Origin of the sequence: Streptomyces gobitricini (genome assembly GCF_039532985.1) — a bacterium.
Lineage (GTDB): Bacteria > Actinomycetota > Actinomycetes > Streptomycetales > Streptomycetaceae > Streptomyces > Streptomyces gobitricini.
Genome location: NZ_BAAASR010000015.1, coordinates 110,872 through 132,202 on the forward strand (window position 1 = coordinate 110,872; position 21,331 = coordinate 132,202).

Below are 21,331 nucleotides of genomic sequence, written 5' to 3' on the forward strand. Positions count from 1 at the left end.
ACCGGGCCGGTCACGTCCCGGTACCGGCGGGCCGGGCGTCGTCCAGGTCGTAGAGCAGTCGCTGGGTCACCGCCGCCAGCCCGCCGACCGAGGTGGCGGTCTCCTCGTCGTGCTCGGTGAGCCGGGCCTTCAGGCGCCGCTGCGCGGCCCACGCCCGCTCCAGGGCCTCGTCCCGGCCGCCGTCGAGCCCGGCCTGTCCGGTCAGCGTCGCGCAGTCCGCCTCGCACACGTCCGCCAGGGCGTACAGCAGCCGTGGCACTTCCCCGAGCACCGTGTCCGGCGGTGGCCTGAGCCGGGGGTGGTCGCCGGCCGCCTCCGCGAGCATGCCGGTGAGCGCCGTCAGATGGTCGGCGACGCGCTCCCACGCCGCGTCCCACTGCGTGGAGGGGAGTTCGGGGCCGGGGCGCCGGATGCGGCGTCCCGGATTGAGGCGCAGGCTCTCCTTCGTCCACATCCGGGCGTTGCGCAGGTCGGCGAGCAGCTGCGGCAGCCGCCGGGCGCGGTCGTGCCACTCCTGGGCCTGGCGCCGCTCGTAGCCCCGCTCCATCTCCCCGGCCATCGTGCGGAGCAGCTCCGCGCCGTCTCTGGGCAGCCGGCACAGCGACTCATGGGCGTGCCGCAGGTGTACCGGCGGCAGGACCAGCGCGTTGACGCCGATGCCGATGGCCGCGCCGAGGAGCGTCTCCAGCAGCCGGTGCAGGATGGCGAACCCGCTGAACGAGCCGTACACCAGGACGAACAGCGCCGTGGTGGAGGCGTAGACGCCCTGCCCCTCGAAGCGTGAGTAGTTGCCGAGCAGCGCGGTGACGGGCAACACGATCGCCATGGCCGCCATGGTGTTGCCGCCGGTCAGCCCGGCGGCGGCGGCCGCGAGCACGCTACCGGCGGCGATGAGGACGACCTGCTGGACGCCGGTCCGTACGGAGCGGTAGACGGTGCTCTGGACGAGGGCGACCGCCGTCCAGGGCGCCATCAGGGCCAGCGGTGCCTGCCACCACCAGCCGGCCAGCGCCCAGGCGAGTATCGCGGCCCCGGCGGCCTTGATGGCCTGGACGGCCCGGTCCCGCTCCGGGCCCGGGCCGGCCAGGGCCCGGCGTACGGACCTGCCGACGGCCGCGACTTCCCACCCGGCCCGCTGCCACACCTCGTGCGCACGGGCGACCGGGTTCACGGCAGCGGGGTGCCGCCGGTGGCGTTGACGATCTCTCCGGTGATGTAACTCGCGCTCGGTGAGGCGAGGAAGACGTACGCCGGTGCCATTTCCGCCGGCTGGGCGGGGCGCCCGAGCGGCGACTGCTTCCCGAACTCGGCCGTGTCCGGCATCGTCGCGGGGATGAGCGGCGTCCAGACCGGTCCGGGCGCCACCGCGTTCACCCGGATGCCCCGCTCGGCGACCATCTGCGCCAGGCCCTGCGTGAAGGTGACGATGGCCGCCTTCGTCATGGCGTAGCCGAGCAGGGGCGGGCTGGGCTTGTAGGCCTGCACGGACGTGGTGTTGATGACGGACCCGCCCCGGGGGATGTGCGGCAGCGCCTCCCGGGTCAGCCAGAACATGCCGTACAGGTTGGTCTTCATCACCCGGTCGAACTGTTCGGTCGTGATGGCCTCGATGCCGTCCGGCTGGGCCATCTGGTACGCCGCGTTGTTCACCAGGACGTCGATCCGGCCGAACTCGTCGGCGACCCGGCGGATCAGGGCACGGCACTGCTCCTCGTCCCGGTTGTCGGCGGCCGTGGAGATGACCTTGCGGCCGGCCTCCTCGACGAGCCTGGTGGTCTCGCGCGCCTCGTCCTCCTCCTCGGGGAGGTGGGTGAAGACGACGTCGGCGCCTTCGCGGGCGTACGCCAGGCACACCGCGCGCCCGATGCCGGAGTCGCCGCCGGTGACGACGGCGACGCGGTCCCGCAGCAGCCCGGTCCCCTGGTAGGAGTCCTCGCCGTGGTCCGGCGGCGGGTCCATCGGGCCGGTCCATCCGGGGTGCTGCTGCTCCTGCTCGGGGAAGTCCGGCCGCGGGTGCCGGGTGACGGGGTCCTGGGGCTCGCGGGGGTCGGTCATGGTCCGCCTCTCCTGGTCAGGGGTGGTTCAGGGTCGACATCTCGCGTTCCCAAGACTCACGGACCGAACCATTCCCCGCGAATCAGGGCCGCAGCCCGTCGTCCGGCCGGGCGACGGGCCACCGGACGGCGATCCGGCCGGACGGCGATCCGGTCATGAGCCGCCCACGATGACGCGCTCACACGGTGATCCGGTCGGACGCGGCGGTGATGGGGACGTCGTTGATGCTCGCGTAGCGCTTGCGCATCAGGCCGTTCGCGTCGAACTCCCAGTTCTCGTTGCCGTACGCGCGGAACCACTGCCCGGCGGCGTCGTGGTACTCGTACGCGAAGCGCACGGCGATGCGGTCCCCGGTGAAGGCCCAGAGCTCCTTGCGGAGCCGGTAGCCCAGTTCGCGCCGCCACTTGGCGGTGAGGAAGGCGACGATCTCGTCCCGGCCGGTGAGGAAGACGTCGCGATTGCGCCACTCGGAGTCCTCGGTGTAGGCGAGAGCCACCTTCTCGGGGTCGCGGGTGTTCCAGGCCTCCTCGGCGAGCCGCACCTTCAGGCGGGCGGTCTCCTCGGTGAACGGCGGCAGGGGCGGGCGCATGGCGGGTTCCTCTCGAAGGACCGTGAGAACGATCGTTCTCACCTGCTCGGGTACCCTACGAGAACGGTGGTTCTCAGGCAAGGGAGTGGCGGCATGGACAACGGGGAGGCGAGGAGCCGGGTCCTCGACGCGGCCGAGGAACTGTTCTACGGACAGGGCATCCAGACCGTCGGCATGGACGCCGTGCGCAGCGCGTCCGGAGTCACCCTGCGGCGCCTGTACCAGCTGTTCCCCTCCAAGGGCGCGCTGGTCGAGGCGTACCTGCTGCGGCGCGACGCCCGCTGGCGCGACAGCCTCGCCGCCTACGTGGACTCGGTCGACGCCCCGCCGCGTGAGCGGGTGCTGGCGGTCTTCGACTGGCTGCGCGGCTGGTTCGAGGAACCGGGCTTCCGCGGCTGCGCGTTCATCAACTCCTTCGGGGAGCTCGGCGCCACTTCGCCGGAGGTGGCCGAGGCGGCGCGGCGGCACAAGGAGGAGTTCCTCCGGTACGTCACCGGCCTGGTGGCCGTGACGGACGCCCCGGCCCCGGCCGGACGCCATGTGGCCCTGCTGGCGGAGGGCGCCATGACGACCGCCGCCCTCACCGGCTCCTCCGCACCGGCCGGGGAGGCACGGGAGGCCGCGGCTCTACTGCTGGACGCGGCCGCCCGGGGCGGACGCGGCGCGCCGGGGGCCGGGAGGAGCGCACCGCCGAACCGGTGAATCGGCGCCGCCCCGCGCATGGGGCACCGCTCTTCCCGCAAGGACACCCAGGAGTTTCGCTCTGCGAAAGGATGGAGATGCGCCTTGCACGTTCCTCTTGGGGTGCCGTCGCGCTGGCTCTCGTACTGAGCACGGCCGGATGCGCGCCGGCCCAGGACCGGTCGTCCGCCCTCTCCCTGCCGGCCGCCGCGCCCCCCGCGCCACCACGGCAGGAAGCCGGCGGGGCGTGTCGTGCGCCGATGGAGAAGAAACGTCACTGCACACGGGTGCCCCGGCCCCACTACGGCCAGCGGACCGTCACCATCGACATCCTGGCCGGGTTCACCACCCGCGCTGTCGGCGAGGCGGGCGGCGAGCGCGTCCTGCGGGCCCGGATCCGACAGGCCGTCACCTCCGCCTCCCAGGCGTTCGCCGCCGGCGCCGTCCGTGCCCGCCTCCGGCTCACGGGCATCGTCCGCGCCACGGTGCCCGCCCGGCTGGACCGGTCCGGGGGCGCTCTGTTGAAGGGGGTCGCCCGGCGGGGCGACGGCGTGGCGGACCACCTGCCGGGCCTGCGCGACCGCCTGGGAGCCGACCTGGTCACGGTGGTGACGGGCAGCAAGGGCGCCGCCGGGCTCGCCAACCGGCCCCGGCGCGTGACGCCCCGGACCAGCAACCACGGCTACAGCCTCGTCGCGCAGAACGCCCTCGCACACCACTCGCTCGCCCACGAGATCGGGCACAACCTGGGCGCCATGCACGATTACGTCACCGCTCCCCGCGGCGCGAACAGCGCCCGCGGTTACTTCCCGCCCTCCGGCAGATGGTCGACCCTGGAGGCGTACGAGTCGAGCTGCCGCAAGGCGACCGGTGGCCCCTGCCGACGCATCAACCGCTACTCCAACCCCCGTCAGACGTACCGCGGTGAGCGGCTCGGTTCACCCCTGGGCCGACCGAGACCCGCCGACACCGTCCGCGCCTTCAACGCCGTGGTGGGCATCGTGGCCGACTACCGCCGCCGCCCGGCGCGGTGAGCGGCGGGCCCCCTGGCAGCCCGACCGACGCGCCTCACCGGGCGCCGCCTCACCGGAAGGTCGCTTCACCGGAAGGTCGCTTCACCCGGAGCCGCGCCTCGGCGAGAGCCGCCCGCCGCGACCAACCGGGGGCGGCCGTCCACCGCTAACGGCGAGGTCACCGCCGCCGACTGCCGGCGAGGCAACGCCTGCCACCCGGGCCCGGGGCGCCGGGGGTGGCCGGGGGCCGACCGGGGCGGTGCCGGAGCCCGGATCAACCCGTCATTTCACACTTCCCGCGCGTATGTTCGCTTCGGCGGATAAAATTCCCGTATGGGAGAGCGGCCATATATGTCCACCGCGCCCGAGCTGGTCCTCGACATCGACGGGGACTCCACCGTGATGAGTCCGAGTCGGGAGTACCACGTCGGGCGTGACCCGGCGAGCGACATCGTGCTCGCCGACGCCCGTGTCTCCTGGCATCACGCGGTGCTGCGTCCCCAGGGGGGTCAGTGGACCGTTCAGGACGAGGGCAGTACCAACGGCACCTTCGCCGGGGGAAGACGCGTCGAGATGTGGGGCGTGGGACCCGGCACCGTGCTTCACTTCGGGCATCCGGCCGACGGGCCGTGCGCCGTGCTGTCGACACCCGAGCGGCCCGCGCCGCCGGAGTCGCCCCCGGAGCCCCCGCCGGACCCCGCCCCGCCCCCCGCCCCGTCACACTCCTGGTCCCCCGCCCCGCCCGCGTCCCACGCCCGGCCTGCCGTACCCCGGCCGTCCTCCGTGTCACTGCCCGGCGCCACCGGGACGTTCCGGCAGCCCACGTCGGTACGGCCGCTGCCCAGCCGGACCGTACGCATCGGGCGGGGCGACGACAACGACCTGGTCGTCGACGACCTGACGGTCTCGCGCCGGCACGCCGAACTGCTCGCCCACCCGGACGGCACCCACTGGATCCACGACCTGGGCAGCCACAACGGCACGTTCCTCAACGGCCAGCCGGTCACCCGCGCGCGGGTGACGCCCGACGACATCGTCGGCATCGGGCACTCGGCCTTCTGTCTCGTCGGCTCCCAGCTGGTGGAGTTCACCGACACCGGTGAGGTGTCCCTCGACGTACAGGACCTGGCGGTCACGGTGGACCGGGGCCGTAAGACCCTCCTCGACCAGGTGTCCTTCCCCGTCGGCGAGAAGTGCCTGCTCGGCGTCGTCGGACCCAGCGGCTCGGGCAAGTCGACGCTGCTCAACGCGCTGACCGGACTGCGCCCCGCCGACCGGGGCACGGTCCTGTACGACGGCCGCGACCTGTACCGGGACTACGCCGAACTGCGCCGCCGCATCGGACTCGTACCGCAGGACGACATCCTGCACCTCCAGCTGACCGTGCGGCGCGCCCTCACCTACGCCGCCGAGCTGCGCTTCCCCGAGGACACCGCACGCTCCGAGCGGCAGGCCCGCGTCGACGAGGTGATCGAGGAACTGGGCCTCCGGCAGCGCGCCGAGCAGCCCATCCACAGCCTGTCCGGCGGCCAGCGCAAGCGGGTCAGCGTGGCGCTGGAGCTGCTGACGAAGCCGTCGCTGCTGTTCCTGGACGAGCCGACCTCCGGGCTGGACCCGGGCATGGACCGGTCGGTGATGCACATGCTGCGCGGGCTCGCCGACGACGGCCGTACGGTCGTCGTCGTCACCCACAGCGTGCTCAGCCTGGACGTCTGCGACCGGCTGCTGGTCCTGGCGCCGGGCGGGCGGATCGCGTACTACGGGCCGCCCGAGGACGCGCTGGGCTACTTCGGCTTCGCGCAGTGGCCCGAGGCGTTCGAGGCCTTCGAGAACGACCGGGACCGCGACTGGGCGGGGCAGTACCGTGCCTCGCGGCTCCATCAGCAGTACATCGCGGGCGCCATGCAGCGGCCGCCGTCACCCGACGGCGCGGGGGTGGCCATGCCGCCCGCGCCACCGCCCAAGGCGCAGAGCTGGGGCGCCCAGCTGCGCACGCTCGTACGGCGGTACACGGCCGCGCTGAGCGCCGACCGGACGTTCATCGCCATCATGATCGCGCTGCCGTTCGTGATGGGAGCGATGGCCAGGGCCCTGTCCGAGGGCGGCTTCGGCCGCGAGTCGGCGATGAACGTGCTGCTGATCCTGTGCGTCGGCGGTGTGCTGACGGGCGCGGCCAACGCGGTGCGGGAGCTGGTGAAGGAGCGGACGATCTACCGCCGGGAGAGAGCCGTCGGCCTGTCGAGGTCGGCGTATCTGATGTCCAAGGTCGTGGTCCTCGGTGTGATCACGGTCGTCCAGGCCGTCGTCCTGACCCTGGTCGCGCTGATCGGCGTCCCGCTGAACGCCCCGGGCGGCAAGGGCGTGCTGATGCCGCCGCTCGTGGAGATCACCCTGGCCGTGGCGCTGCTGTCGTTCACCGCGATGATGCTGGGCCTGTTCGTGTCCGCGCTGGTGCGCAAGGAGGAGGTCACCATGCCGCTCCTGGTGCTCCTCGCGATCGTGCAGGTGGTGTTCTGCGGCGGTCTGCTCAAGATCCACGGGGCTCTGGTCCTGGAGCAGTTGTCGTGGCTCGTCCCCTCCCGGTGGGCGTTCGGGGCGATGGGCTCGACCGTCGACCTCCAGAGGCTCTCGCCGACCGAGAAGACCGCCGACCCGCTCTTCGACCACACGGTGGGAACGTGGCTGCTCGACATGGGGATGCTCGTGGTGCTGAGCCTCGTCCTCGGTTTCCTGGTGGCGAGGCTGCTGCGCCGGCACGAGCCGGTGATCATGCGAAAGTAGGCGCGGTTGATGGTCTTTCCCGGCTCCGGTCCCTCTGGTGCGTCCGACTCTCCGGACGACGGCGGCTTCCGGCCCAGCCATGTCGTGCCGGCCGAGGGGCTGCCCGCCTGGGAGGCGCCGGATCCGGGCCGCCCGACCGTGCCGCTGGACCCGTTCCTGCCCGTGCGGTTGCTGGAGCGGCTCGGTGACTGGGGCCGGGTGCTGTGTGCCAACGGCTGGTCCGCCTGGGTGGACGGGCGACTGCTGGTGTCCGTGCCGCCCGACCCCCCGGCGGTGGGGCAGCCGATGGGCACGGCCACGGATCCGCGGCCGCTCCTCACCCGGGCCGAGGAGGCGGTGAGCCGCTACCGGCTGGCCACCGAGGACCTGGCGGCGGGGCGCGTGGACGGCGAGGCGTTCCGGCGCCGGACCCACGGGCTGCGGATCGGCCTGGTGGTGGACGGCGAGGCCCTGTGGCTGTACGACGCGCGGCGCGAGCGCTGGCTGTACTGCGACGGTACGCGGCTGAGTACGTACGCCGCCTCGGCCGGCCCGTCCACCGCCGGAACCGGTCCGGCCGTCGGCGAGGAGCCGCCGCCCGTGGCCGCCCCCGGTGGCCGGGGGGTCTCCGCCGTGCCGGGCACCCCTGTCTCCGGCACGCCCGCCGCACCCGCGGGGTACGAACCCACCCGGGTCGTGGACCAGGCCCAGGTACCCGACACAGCCCCCGAACCGACGCGGGTGGCGGACCTCCGGCCCGTCGAGGACGACCACACGAACCCCGAACCGACCCGGGTCGTCGACCACCCCCCGGCGCCCGACACGGCCCCCGAACCGACCCGGGTGGTGGAATTCGGGCCCACCCAGGACGACGATGCGGACGGTCCGCCGGACCGGGCGGGTGACCGCTGATGGCGGACCGCGTCACGCGCGACGACCTGCCCGCCGGCCGGCCGTCCGGGCTGGTCGGCAAGCAGATCGCGGACTACCGGGTGGAGAGCGAGATCGGGCGGGGCGGCATGGCCGTGGTGTACCGGGCGCTCGACCTGCGGCTGGAGCGCGCGGTGGCGCTGAAGCTCCTCGCCCCCGAGCTGGCCCGCAACGACACCTTCCGGCGGCGGTTCGCGCACGAGTCCCGGGTGGCCGCCGCGATCGACCACCCGCACATCGTCCCGGTGTTCGAGGCGGGCGAGACCGAGGGCGTGCTCTACATCGCCATGCGGTACGTCGCCGGGCAGGACCTTCGGGCGCTGCTGGACCGAGTGGGCCCACTGCCGCCCGACCAGGCGGGGCGGATCGCCTCGCAGGTGGCGTCCGCGCTGGACGCGGCCCACGCGCACGACCTGGTGCACCGGGACGTCAAGCCGGGCAACATCCTGGTGGCGCCGGGAACGGACAGCGAGCACCCCGAGCACGTGTACCTCACTGACTTCGGCCTGACGAAGAAGTCCCTGTCCCTGACGGGGTTCACGAGTGTGGGCCAGTTCGTGGGGACGCTCGACTATGTGGCGCCGGAACAGATCGCGGGGCGGCCGGTGGACGGCCGGTGCGACGTGTACAGCCTCGGGTGCGTGGTGTTCGAGACGCTCGCCGGCGTGCCGCCGTTCCGGCGGGACGACGACATGGCGCTGCTCTGGGCCCACCAGTACGACCCGCCGCCGCCGCTGACCGGGGAGCGCCGGGGGCTGCCGGCCGCGGTCGACGCCGTGCTGGCGAAGGCGCTCGCGAAGGCGCCGGACGAGCGGTACGACACGTGCCTGCAGTTCGTGGCCGAGCTCCGGGCGGCGCTGGTGGGCGGTGCCGACGCCCCCGAGCCGCCGCCCGCCCCTCCCGCCTGGGCGCTGCCGGTGTTCCGGGAGCTGTGAGAACGACCCCGGCCATGGCGCCGGCTATGCCGCCGGCGGTGGGCCGGGCTCCGTGGGGACCTCTCCGCGGCGGCGTACACGTGAGGCAAGCAGAGCGCCGAGGGGGCCGGCGACCAGGCCCCAGAGCAGGGCGAGACCGACCGCGCTCCACAGGCGCGGGTGCAGCGCCACCTGGCCGCCCAGGTCGTCGATCTCCACGATGCCCAGGATCGACAGGCCCAGCCGGGCGACGACCCGCGTGACGGGGGCCACCGCGAGCATGGTGAGCGCGAAGGCGACGCCGAGGTGGAGGGCGTACTGCCAGAGCCGGGTGCCGGCCGGTGAGCGCACCGCCATGGCGAACGCGGCGGCCAGCAGCAGTACGGCGGCGACCGGGACGAGCCACCAGGCACGCCCGTCGTGCTGGGCGAGGGCGGCCACGTCCAGGGTGGTGTTCTCGGAGCCGCGCAGCGCCGCGTCCAGGACCTGGGGCATCGGCAGGCCGAACGGGCCCTCCACCCTGCCCTCCCAGGACGCGCCGATGCCCAGGCCCAGAGCGAGCCAGACGACGTTGGGCAGGCCCAGCAAGATGACGGCGAACGTCTCGGCGGCGTGCCCCTTGGTCGCCGCCACGACCAGACCGACGACCAGGCCGATGGCGACGTACGCGAGGAGCAGGAGCAGCATGGCGAAGGCGGCCGGGCGCACCGGTTCCTGGTAGCGGAGCAGCCGGGCGGGGAGCGGGGCGCGGCGGGAGACGAGCAGGGCCATGGCGAGGACGCCGAGCAGCCAGGCGAGACCGAACAGGAGCGTGGGGACGACGGCGGCGCGGAAGCCGACGGTGGGCGTCGCGCCCAGCAGTCCGCCGATGATGTCGACGGGCGAGTCGGGCGGCACGATGGAGAAGGTGTGCCGGGCGAGTGCGGTCAGGGCGGCGAGCCCGGCCAGCCACAGGACGGCGGTGCGGGCGAACCGGGCGAGGAGTTCGCCGGTTCCGGCGACGGCGCGGTGTCGCAGCGGCCGCAGGAACGTCCAGCCGGCCGGCAGCGCGCCCGCGAGGGTGACGGAGAGCGGCATGAGGGTGAGTTCCGCGTCCGTGCCGGCGAGGCCGCCGGCCTGACCGGAGACGTCGACCGAGCCGCCCGCGGCGATCAGCACGACGGCGGCGACGACGCGCGGGAACGCGCCGCCGGGCAGGTCGGCGGCGCCCGCCGCCCACAGGCCGAGGGCGGCCACGACGCCCATGGCGCACAGCGCGGCGAGCACGGTGACGAGGGCGTCGCCCCAGTCGCGTACGGCGCTGTGGACGCCACCGGCCGAGGACCGCGGTGCGGGGTGCGGTGCGGGGGGTCCCTTACGGATCACGCTGCCACGGTAAGCGCGTGGGCGGGCACTCGCCTGCGGGGCGGTGGCGGTGCGTCACCGGGCCGCCACCTTCCGCTTGCGCGGCACACCCGGAGGGAGCACACAATGGCGCGGAACGGAAGAAAGGGAAAAATGTGACTTCCCAACCGCCCTCCGATCGCCCGACCGGCCCTCCCCCCGGTCCCATCTCGGGCCAGTCCTCGCATCCGCACGGCGGTCCGCCGCCTCCCTCCGCCCCTGGTGGCGGCGGAACCGGCGGTTCGCATCAGGCCGGTGGGACCGGCGGCGGGGCCGGTGGCCCGGGAGGCGGGCCGGGCGGCACCGGCGGCGGCGCTGGTGGCGGGGCCGGCGGCGCTGGTGGCGGGGCCGGCGGTGGAGGCCGTCCGTGGTGGCGCTCCGCCCCCCGTATCGCCATCGCCGCCGTCGCGGTCGTCGTGGCGGTGGTGGTGGCTGTCGTCCTGACCCGCCCCGGCGGTGGGGGCAAGGACGGCGGGGCCGGCGGCGGAGGCGGCACCATCTCCCTGCAGAACGCCGCGGCCACCGGCCCGGACCCGTTCACCGAGTCCACGGCGCGCGACCCGGTCGTCTCGGCCTCCCCCTCGGTCCAGGTGCCCACGACCCAGCCGCCACCCGGTGACAACGCCGTCCGGCAGTACGACGGTTCGCGGCGGGGCCTGTACGGCGGCACCAAGAACGCGGCCAGCTGCGACGTCGAGCGTCAGATCGAGTACCTGGCCGCGGAACCGGCCAAGAACCGGGCCTTCGCCGACGCCCTGCGCATCCAGCCGCCCACGGTGCCCGACCACCTGCGGTCGCTGACCCCCCTGCGGCTGCGCGCGGACACCTGGGTCACCAACCACGGGTACCGGGACGGGGCCCCGCGGGCGTACCAGGCGGTCCTCCAGGCAGGCACCGCCGTCCTGGTCGACAACCGCGGTGTGCCCCGTGTGCGGTGTGCCTGCGGCAATCCGCTCGGCGAGCCGGTGATCCCCAGAACCGCTCCGCGGCCCGTCGGGACCCCCTGGCCCGGTTACCGGATGTCGAACACGGTCGTCGTCAAACCGGCCCCGCGGGTCGTGAAGGTCTTCGTCATCGTCGACATCGACACCGGGGAGTGGGTCGTCCGCCGGCCGGGCGACTCCAACGCCGACCGCGACCGGGAGACCGAGGCGCCGACGACCGCGCCCACCGGCACCGCGACGTCCCCGACCCCGTCCTCCCCCGAGCCTCAGCCGCCGTCCTCCCCCAGCGACCAGCCCCCCGAGCCCCAGCCCCCGGTGAGCCCGCAGACGCCGGACACCGGGACGACCACGGAGCCGCCCCCCGGCGAGACCACCACCGAGCAGTCCCCCGACGACGGCCCACCGACCGCCCCCTCGGCGCCCGCGTCCTGACCGCCGGGTGTCCCCGCCCTGTCGCCCCGCGCACGGCTCGGCACCGCACGGCTCGGCACCGTGCAGCCGGGCCCGGCCGCCCGCGGGCCGTTTGGGACCTCAGCGGATCGGCCTCACCGGGCACGCCTCACCGTCGCCGTGGCCGCGCGGGCCGACGACGGTGACGCGGTGTCCCGCGGGATGCGGCTGAAAGGCGCGCCCGTGGCCGGGGACGGCGGACCGCCGCTGCCGGAACCCGCGCCGCCGTGGCGGATGGCCACGCCGTCCAGCGTCACGGAGTCCGTTCGGCGCGCCCTAGGACCGCAGCCGGAAGTAGCACCGGATGGTGGTGCCCTCGTCCACGGCGTGGACGCGTACGAGGTCGGCGAGGTAGTTGACCAGCAGCAGCCCCCGCCCTCCGATCTGGCCCGGCTGGGCCGGGCGGCGCCCGGCGAGGGGATCGGTCAACTTGCCGCCGTCCCGGACCTCGCACACCAGGTGCCCGTCCTCGGCCCACACCCACAGCGTGCCCGTGCCGCCGCCGTGGACGACGCTGTTGGTGGTCAGCTCCGCCACCGCCAGGGCCACGTCGTCGCGCCGGTCCGCGGGCAGCCCGAGCCGGTCCGCCCGCTCCAGCGCGAAGCCACGCGCGTCGGGCAGCAGGTCCGCGTCGTAGGCCAGCCGCGCGGCGCCCGGCGGCCGGACCAGGGGCAGGTTGTAGCCGCTCACGATCCGGTCGGGCGCGTACGCGTCGCTGGTCCGCTCGACGCCGTCCTCGATGAGCACCGGGTGGGTTGTACGGGCGTCGGCCAGCACCACCTCGTCCAGCTCGGAGGTGTCGTAAGGACACAGGATGGTGACCTCGCGCCCGGTGAACGCGTGGTTGATCAGTGCCTCGTGCTGGGCGCAGGCCGGGTACTCACCGGCGCTGCGACCCCGCCAGATCGGTTCGCCGATGATCCGCACGCGGCGGCCGGGGTGGGCGTCGGCGAAGCCGCGCAGTACGCGCGGGATGATGCGGCCGGGATTGCGGCCCGCCTGCTCCATGTCCAGCAGCCGTACGCGGTCGGCGTCGCCGCCCAGCGCCTTGCGCAGCAGGGCGAGGTTCTCCCCGGGAACGGCGACCGCGACCGGTTCGCCGGCGGCGAGGCCCGCTTCGACGAACGGCACGGTCCCCGCCAGGTACCCGGCCTCGTCGGCGTAGAAAAGGGCAGGGTGCGTGAACGGCTCCGCCGCAGGCGCCATGTCGTTCACTCCACCACCTCGATTGCCACCAGTTCCGGCCAGAAGAACTCCAGCACCCGAGTCAGCGAGGCCGGTGGCTTGCGGACCACGATCCGTCGGCCGTCCGGCAGGCGCTGCGCCGCGCGAGCGAGCGAGGTCGCGCCCGCCACGTCGACGAAGGTGAGATCCGACATGTCCATGCGGATATCCCCTTCACGCTGGAGCAGGACTCCCAGGATCCGCTCCCAGTCCGTGAGCGTGTCGAGGTAGACCTGACCCGAGACTCGGACACAGTCCCCGGACCCGCACTCGTCGGTCACCAGGGGGCGCCGGGGTCGTCCGGGCACGGACACTCTTTCGGTGCGCGGCACCGCCATCGCCCCTCCGTGAATTCCGTCCGACCACTGACGGTACCTTCCCCCGCGTCCGTGGACGAAGCCGGATCCGCTTTCCCACCCGGTTCCACGTGCGTGTGCCCGTCTTATCGACGGATATGTTCGCTTTAGCCTGGCGGCATGTCCGACACGCATGATGCCAACGAAGCCCAGGGCGCTCCCCACGGAGCCCACGGCCGTCCGCCGACACGGGCCGACAGGTGGGCGGCGTTCAAGGCCTCGCCCCTCCTGCCGGCCACCGTGCTGGTGCTGATCCTGGCCGCGGCGGCCGCCCTGTTCGCCGGTTCGTACACGTACACCATGGCGAACCCGACGCCGCGGCACATCCCCACGGCGGTGGTCGGGGCCGTGGACACGGCGCGGGGCGAGAGGTTCGTCGACGGCATGGAGCGGGCGCTGAACGCCTCGCTGGAGCTGCGGCGGTACGACAGTGCGGCCGAGGCGCGCCGCGCGGTGGACGAGCAGGAGGTCTTCGCCGTGCTCACGAGCCGTCCGGACGGCTCCGGGGTGCGGCTGGACGTGGTCGGTGCCGCCGGGGCGTCCGTCGCGCGGCTGCTCGCCGAGGCGGGGGCGGAGGTGGGCCGGGCCACGGGCGTACCGGTCGTGGTGCGGGACATCAAACCGTTGCAGGAGGGTGATCCCCGGGGGCTGGCGCTGTTCTACATCTCGCTCGCCGCGGTGATCATCGGCTTCGTGGGCGCGATCCAGCTGAGCGTGCACGCCCGGGCGCTCGACCCCGCCGAGCGGATCGCCTTCACGGCGGCGTACGCCCTGCTCGGCGGCTTCGCGATCGCGGCGGCCGTCGACTGGCTGCTGGGCGCCCTGGACCTGCCGTTCGTGGAGTCCTGGCTGATCCTGGCCCTGACGATGTTCACGTCGGGCATGGTCTTCACCATGTTCAACACGCTCATGGGGCGGTGGGCGATGCTGCCGACCTGGGGGCTGATGGTGCTGCTGGGCAACCCCTCCTCGGGCGGAGCGGTCTCCTGGCCGCTGCTGCCGTCCGCACTCGGCCACATCGGGCGCTGGCTGCCGCCCGGTGCGTCGGTGAACGCCCAGCACACGGCCGTGTACTTCGGCGGACACCAGCACCTGTTCCCGTTCGCCGTACTGGGTGCGTGGGCGCTGGTGTCCAGTGCCGTGTTCTGGTTCTGGCGCCACCGCCACCCGGGCGGTCGCGACCGGGCCCCGGCCCACGCGGCGGCCTGAGCCCCGGTCCCGGGAGCGGCCGGCGACGGCACCGTGAGCGACGGTGCCCCCGCCGGTCCGGGCGGCCCGGGGTCAGTCCGTACCGAGCAGCTCGCGCATCTCGGCGATCTCGGCGGACTGGGAGGCGATGATCTCGCCGGCCATGGCCCGCGCGGGCGGGTGGGAGCCCTGGGTCTGCTCGGTCTTCGCCATCGTCACCGCGCCCTGGTGGTGCTTGATCATCAGCGTGAGGAACGCCGTGTCGAAGGCCTTCCCGGAGGACTTCTCCAGCTGCTCCATCTCCTGGTCGGTCATCATCCCGGACATCGCGTCACCGTGACCGGAATGACCGGAGTGGTCGGCTGCCCCCTCGGCGGGGACCTGCTCGCCCCAGGAGGTCAGCCATCCGGTCAGGGTCCGGATCTCGGGGTCCTGGGCCTTCTTGATCGCGGCGGCGAGGTCCTTCACCTCCTTGGCGGCGGCACGGCCCTCCGCCATGTCGGCCATGTCGACGGCCTGCCGGTGGTGCGGGATCATGCCCTGGGCGAAAGCCACGTCGGCGGCGTTGTGGCCGCTTCGCGCGACGGAGGCGGATGCCGAGGGGGAGGCGGACGGCGCGCTGTCGTGGCCCGTGTGGCGGGTGGGCTCCCCGCCGCCGGTGCCGCAGGCGGCGAGGACGAGTGCGGCGGCGGCGCCGACAGCGGCGGCGGCGGCCTTACGGGCACGGGGAAGACGTCGTGCGGTCATGGGTGGTGCGACTCCTTGCATGCGCTGAGAACGGACTCACGGACACGGCGGCAGCCGTCCTCGCGGGAGGACGGTGCGCCGCGCGGGCGTCCCTATATGCGCAGGAGTTGCAGCTGGGCCAGGTCGGGCGGGGCGCGGCCGGGCACCGTCGCGCCGCCCGGGCGGGCGTGGAGCAGCGGGTCGGCCGCCGCCGGGACGGTGGCGGCGAGCAGGGGTGCCTGTCCGGGCGCGCCGGAGACACCACCGGCCGCGCACGTGGAGTCCGCGTGCTGGGCGTGGCCCGCCCCGCCGCCGCTCTCGTCCACGTGGTCGCAGGCGTCGCCGGCGACATGACCGGCCGGTTCCGCATGTGCGTGGCCGGTGACATGGCCGCCCGGTTCCGCGGGTGCGTGACCGGCGGTCGCGGGGGCGATGGTGCCGGCCGCCAGTCCGTGCATGGCGAACACCCCGGCCAGTACGGCCAGGATCAGCAGCGCCCCTCGGCACGCCCGGAGGCGTACGCGGCGGCGGTGCGGATCGGTGCTCATGGCGCCCATCGTAGAGGCCTCTCCCGCGTCCCCGCCGACGGGTGGGCCCGCCTGTGGACAAGCCGGGGCCCCCGGACGGTCGACCCGTCCGGGGGCCCGGCCCAGCAGCCCCTGTGGCGGAGCGCTTGGAGTTAACGCACCCCACGATGCCACCCGGGGCGGGTCGGTCCGCGGCAGGCAGGGCGCGGACACGGTGGCGTGTCACCCGTCCGGCCCGGCGTCCTCGCCGACCTGCGCCGCCCGCGCCGGTCGCATGCGGCCCACGGACCGCATGCGGGCCACGAACCACCCGTCGGCTGGGGGCCGTACGCCCGCCGGGCCCGGGGCCCCCGTGCGTACGGCTCAGACCTGGCCCCGCCAGGCGCCGGTCTCCGTGCCGTGCGACTCCATGAAGGACTTGAACCGCTTGAGGTCTCCGGTGACCTGCCGCTTGACGAACCCGAGCTTGTCCCCGACGGTCTCGGCGATCCCGTCGGGCTCGAAGTCCATCTGCAGCATGACCTTCGTGGTCGTGTCGTCGATGCGGTGGAACGTCACCACACCGGCCTGCCTGGCCTCACCGCCGACGGTGGTCCAGGCGACCCGCTCGTCGGGGACCTGCTCGGTGATCTCGGCGTCGAACTCCCGCGCCGCGCCGTTCACCTGGGTCACCCAGTGGGTGAGGGTGTCGGTGCGCTGCTCGATCCGCTCCACGCCCTCCATGAACTGCGGAAAGGTCTCGAACTGGGTCCACTGGTTGTAGGCGGTGCGCACCGGCACGCGGACTTCGATGGATTCCTCGACCTGCGACATGTGCTGTTGCGTCCTTCCCTGGTTCCGACCGCCCGGCCGTACGCCGGACATCGACCGCGTCGGTTCCCTCGGGCCCTCGTGTGCCCCCGTCCCCCGCACTCATGACCCCTTCCCGCCACCTGTTTGTCCCGGCGGCTCCCGGACACCCGTCCCGTGACGGAGCGGTACGGAGGTGAGGAACGTGCCAGGAGAGCAGGAGTTGCCCTCGACGCTGCGGCGCTCACCGGCGAGCGCGCGGCGTACCTGGGTCAAGGCGCACGACTCGGCGGTCGAGGAGTACGGCGAGGGCGAGCGCGCGCACCGGGTCGCGTACAGCGCCCTCAAGCACACCCACGAGAAGGTCGGCGACCACTGGGAGCGCAAGGAGGGCGGCCGCAAGGGCCCGTCGGACCCGCTGGCCGCGCGACCCCGGCGGCAGGGCGGCCGCAGTGGTGAGGGCGTCGACGAGAACGCCTCCAAGCGGCACCTCTACGACCTCGCGAGCAGACTGGACATCGCGGGTCGGTCGCGGATGTCCAAGCCCGAACTGCTGGAGGCCATCCGTAAGGAGAACAGGACCCGGACGCGGCAGGCGCGGTCGTCCTGATGGTCCTTCGGGTGCCGGGCCGGTGCCCACGCGGACGGGTCGCGGTGGTGCACGGCGGGACCGGCCGCGGCATGGCCGCGAGGCCCGGGCTCACATGGCCAGGTGCGCCGGGATGTGCGTCGCCTCCTCGATCTCGCCCCCGGCCTTCTTCATCAGACGGCGCGAGAGCTCGTTCAGGCAGCGGGCCGCGGCGATCTCCTCCCCGACGCGCTGCTGCTCCATGTCGTCGGGGTGCCGCTTGGCATGGCCGTGGGCGCGCAGCTCCGTACCGTCCGGGAGCCTGACCATGCAGGCCGCGCGGGTCCTGCCCGCGGCTTCGTCCTCGGTGAACTCGACATTGACGTGCCAGCCGACGATCGTCTTCATCTCACACCTCCAGGTCACTCCCTCACCCCTCCAGCGTGCACCCGCGGGCGCGCGTACGCCCATTCGGGGACCCGGGGGCCAGGCGTTCCGGCCGCCGGGTGCTGAACAGGGCGCGGAAGCGCTTCGTACTGGGCGGTGAGACGTCTCTGCGACGATGCGACGAAGGGAGCGGTGATGAGCGAGCGCGACGAGCCGACGGTGCGGGGACTCCCGGACGGTGGTGCCGAGGTGGCCGTGGTGCTGCGGCTGCGCTGGGACGACATCGCGGCGCTCGGCCGGGAGGCGAGCCGGCTGGCCGAGCAGCGCGGAGCCCCGGTGAGCCTGGACGACGCCGCCAGTCACCGCCTGCGCACCTGGTCCTCGGTGGCGAACGCGCCCGACGACCGGAGCAAGGCGGCACCGCCCGCCCCGGCGGCGGCCGTCTCCGGTGCCCCGGCAGCGGCCACGGACCGGGCGCGGCACCAGGTGGGGCACCTGAGCGAGACGGCGCCGGTGGCCGCGATCACGGCGCACCCCGCTCGGTAGGCATAGGCGTGCCGACACCTGCGATCGGCACGCCCATTGGATCTTCCCGGGGTGTCCGGCCTACGGTCGGGAGCCTCGACCACACACCTGGGAGAACACCATGTCGAAGATTCTTTTCGTGTTGACCGGCGCCGACCACTGGACGCTGGCGGACGGCACCGAGCACCCCAGCGGCTTCTGGGCCGAGGAAGCCGTCGCCCCGTACGAGGCGTTCACGGCGGCGGGGCACGAGGTCGTGGTCGCCACGCCCGGCGGCGTGGTGCCGACGGTCGACCGGGCGAGCCTCGCGCCCGAGGCCAACGGCGGCCAGGAAGGCGCCGACCGGGTGGCGAACGCCCTCGCGTCCTTCACCGGCCTCCAGCGCCCCCTGGCCCTGTCGGACGTGAAGCTCGACGAGTACGCCGCGGTGTTCTATGCGGGCGGCCACGGCCCCATGGAGGACCTCGCCGTCGACGCCGAGTCGGGCCGGCTGTTGGTCCGCGCCCTGGCTTCGGGCAGGCCGCTCGGCGTGGTGTGCCACGGTCCGGCGGCGCTGCTCGCGGCCCGTGGGGAGGACGGCGGCAACGCCTTCGCGGGGTACCGGCTGACCGGCTTCACCAACGCCGAGGAGGCCCAGGCCGGCCTCGCGGACAAGGCGAAGTGGCTGCTTCAGGACCGCCTGGTGGAGATCGGCGCCGAGTTCGAGGAGGGCGAGCCGTGGGCGCCGAACGTGGTCGTGGACCGCAACCTGGTGACCGGCCAGAATCCGGCCTCCTCGGCGCCGCTCGCCGCCGAGCTGCTGAAGCGGCTGGGCTGACCGCGGCGGTTCACGGCGCCGTCGGCGCGCCGGCGCGCCGGCGTCCGCAGCCGCGTTCACTCCTCGGCCGCGCCGCGCCGGACGCCGACCGCGGCGAGGACGGCGCCGGCCACACACAGCACTCCGGTCACGAGGACGGCGGTGTGGACACCGTTCATGAACGCCTGGCCGCTCCCCTCGACGACGGCGGCCCGCACCTGGGAGGGCATGTCACCGCCGGCCGGGGCGACGCCCATCGCCACCGCGTCCTTCGCCTCGTGCAGCCGCTCGGCGAGGGGCGCGGGCACACCGGCGCCGGTGAGCTCCCCGGTCAGCGTGGAGCCGACCCGGCTGCTGATGAGGGATACGAGCACCGAGGTGCCGAGCGCCCCGCCGACCTGGAGGGCGGTGGCCTGGAGACCGCCCGCCACACCGGCGTCCTTGACCGGAGCGCTGCCGACGATGGCGTCGGACGAGGCGGCCATCACCATGCCGACGCCCAGGCCGAGCGCGACGAAGGGCGGCCACATGGCGGCGTACGAGGAGTGCGCGCCCCAGCCGAGCATTCCGAAGGAGGCGGCGGCCTGGAGGGACATACCGAGCGGCATCGTCAGGCGGGCGCCGAACCGTTCGGTGAGCTTCGCACCCAGCGGCGAGGCGACGACGGAGGCGAGGCTCAGCGGCAGGGTGCGCACACCCGCCTCGACGGGGGTGAAGCCACGCACGTTCTGGAGGTACAGCATGACGAAGAAGATCACGCCGAGGAGCACGAAGAAGTTGACGGCGGTGATGATCGTGCCGATGGTGAGCGCGGGGCTGCGGAACAGCCGCATCGGCAGCAGCGGGTGCTCGACGCGCGTCTCGTACCAGCAGAACACCAGGAGCACGGCGAGGCCCGCGGCGAGCGTGGCGAGGGTCGAGCCGGAGGCCCAGCCCCATGTCTCGCCCTTGACGACGCCGAAGACGACGACGAGCAGGCCGAGCGCCAGCAGGACCACGCCGGGAACGTCGAAGCGGTGGCGGCCCGCGGGGCTCTTGCTCTGCGGGAGGACGAGTGCGCTGAAGGCGAGCGCGAGGACGCCGATCGGGGCGTTGATGTAGAAGACCGACTCCCAGGTGACGTGCTCGACGAGCAGCCCGCCGACGATGGGGCCGAGCGCGGTGGAGACGGACGACACCATCGCCCAGACGCCGACGGCCATGCCGAACTTCTTCGGGGGGAACACCGCCCGCAGCAGGCCGAGGGTGTTGGGCATCAGCAGCGCGCCGAAGAAGCCCTGCGCGGCCCGGAAGGCGATGACGCCCTCGATGGAGCCGGCCAGGCCGATGGCGACGGAGGCGAGGGTGAATCCGGCGACGCCGATCAGGTAGTACGTACGCCGCCCGAAGCGGTCGCCCAGCTTGCCGCCGAGGATCAGCGCGGCGGCGAGGGCCAGGAGGTAGGAGTTGGTGACCCACTGCAGGTCGGCGGTGGAGGCGTGCAGGTCGCGGCCGATCTCCGGGTTGGCGATCGCGACGACGGACCCGTCCAGGCCGACCATGAACAGGCCGAACGCGACGGCGACCAGGGTCAGCCAGGGGTTGCCGCGACGGCCGCGCGGGGCGGCGGGCGGGGAGTGTGCGGGCAGGGGTGAGTGATCCACGGCGGTGGAGGACATGGAGGTGTGGTGCTTCCTGGTGAAGACGGGAGGAGGAACGCCTCAGCGGGCGGCGGGGTGAAGGTGCCGCGCCAGTCCGTACAGGGCGCCGATGGCGGACCCCAGCGCGTCGCGCTCGCCGTCCGTCAGCGCGTGCAGCGCCTCGGCGACGTACCCGTCGGACAGCTCATGGACCGCGGCCAGCCTGCGGCGGGCCTCGGCGGTCAGGTGCAGGTGCGCGACCCGCTTGTCCGCCGGGTCCTGCCGGCGCTCCAGCATGCCGCCGACGGTCAACTGGGAGACCAGGGCGCTCACGTTGTTCGGCTTCATCAGCAGGAGGCCGGCGGCCTCGCGCACGGTGATCCCGTCACGCTCCCCGACCAGCCGCAGCAGGGCGATCTGCCCCTCCGGGGGCCTGGGGTGCGGGAAGTCCTCGGCGAGACGCCGGTCGAGGGCCCGCTGCAGCACGGGCAGGACGGCGGCGAGCCGGGAGGCGACGTCGCTGGTGTCCTGCGCGGACGTGTCGGGGGCGGGCATGGGTCCAGCGTAGGTACGGTCACATACCTATGTCAACATAGCTATCTCGGCCGGAGAGCGTGTGGCGGAGAGCGGTGGACAGCCGGGCCGGACCCGGTCGTGGGCGTCCGGGAAGAGTGTGAGCCGACGGCATCGCGTACGGCTTGCGGCAGTCCCGGATGGTCTCGGCGAGCCGCCGTCCGGCGGCGTCCTGGGACGGTACGCGGACGCCGGCGGGCCCCGGCCTCGCAGGCCGTCCCCGCCGGTCGCGGGGAGCTGCCCGCCCCACATGTGCTCTCCGCCTGCCGGGCCGGGGAAGGAAGCGGCGCGCGGCGCCCGCCGTCTCCTTCTCCTCCGTGCGCGCCTTCCCCGG

At 73.9% G+C, this 21,331-nt stretch carries 22 protein-coding genes; 10 read left to right on the forward strand and 12 right to left on the reverse strand.

Annotation, left to right across the window (positions count from 1 at the left end; all coding sequences use genetic code 11):
- Positions 1-10: 10 nt before the first annotated feature.
- The 3 genes from ABD347_RS13010 to ABD347_RS13020 all read right to left on the reverse strand — a co-directional run bounded on the left by ABD347_RS13010 (position 11) and on the right by ABD347_RS13020 (position 2,644).
- A complete protein-coding gene (locus tag ABD347_RS13010; RefSeq protein ID WP_344360374.1) occupies positions 11-1,171 on the reverse strand; it encodes an FUSC family protein in 1,161 nt (386 codons plus the stop codon).
- Positions 1,168-2,055: an SDR family oxidoreductase gene (locus tag ABD347_RS13015; RefSeq protein WP_344360376.1), complete on the reverse strand. Its 888-nt coding sequence runs from the start codon at positions 2,053-2,055 to the stop codon at positions 1,168-1,170. The genes ABD347_RS13010 and ABD347_RS13015 overlap by 4 nt, the downstream gene beginning before the upstream one ends.
- Before the next feature lie 178 nt (positions 2,056-2,233).
- Entirely contained in the window at positions 2,234-2,644 is a 411-nt protein-coding gene (locus ABD347_RS13020; RefSeq protein ID WP_344360378.1) for a nuclear transport factor 2 family protein, read from the reverse strand.
- Positions 2,645-2,737: 93 nt separating this feature from the next.
- Here ABD347_RS13020 and ABD347_RS13025 point away from each other — a divergent pair, with 93 nt between their 5' ends.
- From ABD347_RS13025 to ABD347_RS13045, 5 genes are all read left to right on the forward strand, one after another.
- Entirely contained in the window at positions 2,738-3,346 is a 609-nt protein-coding gene (locus ABD347_RS13025; protein WP_344360380.1) for a TetR/AcrR family transcriptional regulator, read from the forward strand.
- A gap of 239 nt (positions 3,347-3,585) precedes the next feature.
- On the forward strand, positions 3,586-4,359 hold the full coding sequence (locus tag ABD347_RS13030) for a zinc-dependent metalloprotease family protein (protein ID WP_344360381.1): 774 nt from the start codon (positions 3,586-3,588) through the stop codon (positions 4,357-4,359).
- Positions 4,360-4,671: 312 nt separating this feature from the next.
- Positions 4,672-7,119, forward strand: coding sequence for an FHA domain-containing protein (locus ABD347_RS13035; protein WP_344360383.1), 2,448 nt, complete (start codon positions 4,672-4,674; stop codon positions 7,117-7,119).
- Positions 7,120-7,128: 9 nt separating this feature from the next.
- Positions 7,129-8,010, forward strand: a complete 882-nt coding sequence (locus ABD347_RS13040) for a hypothetical protein (protein WP_344360384.1) — start codon at positions 7,129-7,131, stop codon at positions 8,008-8,010.
- Positions 8,010-8,963 (forward strand): serine/threonine-protein kinase, encoded by a 954-nt coding sequence (locus ABD347_RS13045; RefSeq protein WP_344360385.1) that lies wholly within the window; start codon positions 8,010-8,012, stop codon positions 8,961-8,963. Before ABD347_RS13040 ends, ABD347_RS13045 begins: the two co-directional genes overlap by 1 nt.
- A gap of 24 nt (positions 8,964-8,987) precedes the next feature.
- On the opposite strand, the gene ABD347_RS13050 is transcribed toward ABD347_RS13045, so the two are convergent.
- Positions 8,988-10,304, reverse strand: a complete 1,317-nt coding sequence (locus ABD347_RS13050) for a streptophobe family protein (protein ID WP_425575653.1) — start codon at positions 10,302-10,304, stop codon at positions 8,988-8,990.
- Positions 10,305-10,753: 449 nt separating this feature from the next.
- Here ABD347_RS13050 and ABD347_RS13055 point away from each other — a divergent pair, with 449 nt between their 5' ends.
- Positions 10,754-11,701 (forward strand): DUF6777 domain-containing protein, encoded by a 948-nt coding sequence (locus ABD347_RS13055; RefSeq protein WP_344360387.1) that lies wholly within the window; start codon positions 10,754-10,756, stop codon positions 11,699-11,701.
- 294 nt (positions 11,702-11,995) lie between these two features.
- Here the strand turns inward: ABD347_RS13055 and ABD347_RS13060 are convergent, their stop codons facing one another.
- Positions 11,996-12,925, reverse strand: a complete 930-nt coding sequence (locus ABD347_RS13060; RefSeq protein WP_344360388.1) for an anti-sigma factor RsbA family regulatory protein — start codon at positions 12,923-12,925, stop codon at positions 11,996-11,998.
- A gap of 5 nt (positions 12,926-12,930) precedes the next feature.
- The gene (locus tag ABD347_RS13065; protein WP_344360389.1) at positions 12,931-13,251 is read right to left on the reverse strand and encodes an STAS domain-containing protein; all 321 of its coding nucleotides are present in this window, start codon (positions 13,249-13,251) and stop codon (positions 12,931-12,933) included.
- Positions 13,252-13,419: 168 nt separating this feature from the next.
- Here ABD347_RS13065 and ABD347_RS13070 point away from each other — a divergent pair, with 168 nt between their 5' ends.
- Positions 13,420-14,508: an ABC transporter permease gene (locus ABD347_RS13070; protein WP_344360390.1), complete on the forward strand. Its 1,089-nt coding sequence runs from the start codon at positions 13,420-13,422 to the stop codon at positions 14,506-14,508.
- A 72-nt stretch (positions 14,509-14,580) separates the two neighbouring features.
- Here ABD347_RS13070 and ABD347_RS13075 read toward each other — a convergent pair whose 3' ends face one another.
- The 3 genes from ABD347_RS13075 to ABD347_RS13085 all read right to left on the reverse strand — a co-directional run bounded on the left by ABD347_RS13075 (position 14,581) and on the right by ABD347_RS13085 (position 16,553).
- Positions 14,581-15,234 (reverse strand): DUF305 domain-containing protein, encoded by a 654-nt coding sequence (locus ABD347_RS13075; RefSeq protein WP_344360391.1) that lies wholly within the window; start codon positions 15,232-15,234, stop codon positions 14,581-14,583.
- A 92-nt stretch (positions 15,235-15,326) separates the two neighbouring features.
- On the reverse strand, positions 15,327-15,761 hold the full coding sequence (locus tag ABD347_RS13080) for a DUF6153 family protein (RefSeq protein WP_344360392.1): 435 nt from the start codon (positions 15,759-15,761) through the stop codon (positions 15,327-15,329).
- A gap of 342 nt (positions 15,762-16,103) precedes the next feature.
- Positions 16,104-16,553: an SRPBCC family protein gene (locus tag ABD347_RS13085; protein WP_344360393.1), complete on the reverse strand. Its 450-nt coding sequence runs from the start codon at positions 16,551-16,553 to the stop codon at positions 16,104-16,106.
- 181 nt (positions 16,554-16,734) lie between these two features.
- On the opposite strand from ABD347_RS13085, the gene ABD347_RS13090 reads away from it, so the two are divergent.
- On the forward strand, positions 16,735-17,139 hold the full coding sequence (locus ABD347_RS13090; protein ID WP_344360394.1) for a ChaB family protein: 405 nt from the start codon (positions 16,735-16,737) through the stop codon (positions 17,137-17,139).
- 90 nt (positions 17,140-17,229) lie between these two features.
- Here ABD347_RS13090 and ABD347_RS13095 read toward each other — a convergent pair whose 3' ends face one another.
- Positions 17,230-17,505 (reverse strand): DUF1876 domain-containing protein, encoded by a 276-nt coding sequence (locus tag ABD347_RS13095; RefSeq protein WP_344360395.1) that lies wholly within the window; start codon positions 17,503-17,505, stop codon positions 17,230-17,232.
- A gap of 174 nt (positions 17,506-17,679) precedes the next feature.
- On the opposite strand from ABD347_RS13095, the gene ABD347_RS13100 reads away from it, so the two are divergent.
- The gene (locus ABD347_RS13100; protein ID WP_344360396.1) at positions 17,680-18,030 is read left to right on the forward strand and encodes a hypothetical protein; all 351 of its coding nucleotides are present in this window, start codon (positions 17,680-17,682) and stop codon (positions 18,028-18,030) included.
- Positions 18,031-18,130: 100 nt separating this feature from the next.
- The gene (locus ABD347_RS13105; RefSeq protein ID WP_344360397.1) at positions 18,131-18,826 is read left to right on the forward strand and encodes a type 1 glutamine amidotransferase domain-containing protein; all 696 of its coding nucleotides are present in this window, start codon (positions 18,131-18,133) and stop codon (positions 18,824-18,826) included.
- 56 nt (positions 18,827-18,882) lie between these two features.
- On the opposite strand, the gene ABD347_RS13110 is transcribed toward ABD347_RS13105, so the two are convergent.
- Positions 18,883-20,463, reverse strand: a complete 1,581-nt coding sequence (locus ABD347_RS13110; RefSeq protein WP_344360398.1) for a DHA2 family efflux MFS transporter permease subunit — start codon at positions 20,461-20,463, stop codon at positions 18,883-18,885.
- 42 nt (positions 20,464-20,505) lie between these two features.
- The gene (locus ABD347_RS13115; RefSeq protein WP_344360399.1) at positions 20,506-20,979 is read right to left on the reverse strand and encodes a MarR family winged helix-turn-helix transcriptional regulator; all 474 of its coding nucleotides are present in this window, start codon (positions 20,977-20,979) and stop codon (positions 20,506-20,508) included.
- Positions 20,980-21,331 lie beyond the last annotated feature (352 nt).

Excerpts from the sequence above, each read along its gene's own strand:
- ABD347_RS13015 (WP_344360376.1), bottom strand. The coding sequence starts at position 2,055 with ATGACCGACCCCCGCGAGCCCCAGGACCCCGTCACCCGGCACCCGCGG.
- ABD347_RS13020 (WP_344360378.1), bottom strand. The coding sequence starts at position 2,644 with ATGCGCCCGCCCCTGCCGCCGTTCACCGAGGAGACCGCCCGCCTGAAG.
- ABD347_RS13025 (WP_344360380.1), top strand. The coding sequence starts at position 2,738 with ATGGACAACGGGGAGGCGAGGAGCCGGGTCCTCGACGCGGCCGAGGAA.
- ABD347_RS13030 (WP_344360381.1), top strand. The coding sequence starts at position 3,586 with ATGGAGAAGAAACGTCACTGCACACGGGTGCCCCGGCCCCACTACGGC.
- ABD347_RS13035 (WP_344360383.1), top strand. The coding sequence starts at position 4,672 with ATGGGAGAGCGGCCATATATGTCCACCGCGCCCGAGCTGGTCCTCGAC.
- ABD347_RS13040 (WP_344360384.1), top strand. The coding sequence starts at position 7,129 with ATGGTCTTTCCCGGCTCCGGTCCCTCTGGTGCGTCCGACTCTCCGGAC.
- ABD347_RS13045 (WP_344360385.1), top strand. The coding sequence starts at position 8,010 with ATGGCGGACCGCGTCACGCGCGACGACCTGCCCGCCGGCCGGCCGTCC.
- ABD347_RS13060 (WP_344360388.1), bottom strand. The coding sequence starts at position 12,925 with ATGGCGCCTGCGGCGGAGCCGTTCACGCACCCTGCCCTTTTCTACGCC.
- ABD347_RS13070 (WP_344360390.1), top strand. The coding sequence starts at position 13,420 with ATGTCCGACACGCATGATGCCAACGAAGCCCAGGGCGCTCCCCACGGA.
- ABD347_RS13075 (WP_344360391.1), bottom strand. The coding sequence starts at position 15,234 with ATGACCGCACGACGTCTTCCCCGTGCCCGTAAGGCCGCCGCCGCCGCT.
- ABD347_RS13080 (WP_344360392.1), bottom strand. The coding sequence starts at position 15,761 with ATGAGCACCGATCCGCACCGCCGCCGCGTACGCCTCCGGGCGTGCCGA.
- ABD347_RS13085 (WP_344360393.1), bottom strand. The coding sequence starts at position 16,553 with ATGTCGCAGGTCGAGGAATCCATCGAAGTCCGCGTGCCGGTGCGCACC.
- ABD347_RS13095 (WP_344360395.1), bottom strand. The coding sequence starts at position 17,505 with ATGAAGACGATCGTCGGCTGGCACGTCAATGTCGAGTTCACCGAGGAC.
- ABD347_RS13100 (WP_344360396.1), top strand. The coding sequence starts at position 17,680 with ATGAGCGAGCGCGACGAGCCGACGGTGCGGGGACTCCCGGACGGTGGT.
- ABD347_RS13105 (WP_344360397.1), top strand. The coding sequence starts at position 18,131 with ATGTCGAAGATTCTTTTCGTGTTGACCGGCGCCGACCACTGGACGCTG.
- ABD347_RS13110 (WP_344360398.1), bottom strand. The coding sequence starts at position 20,463 with ATGTCCTCCACCGCCGTGGATCACTCACCCCTGCCCGCACACTCCCCG.
- ABD347_RS13115 (WP_344360399.1), bottom strand. The coding sequence starts at position 20,979 with ATGCCCGCCCCCGACACGTCCGCGCAGGACACCAGCGACGTCGCCTCC.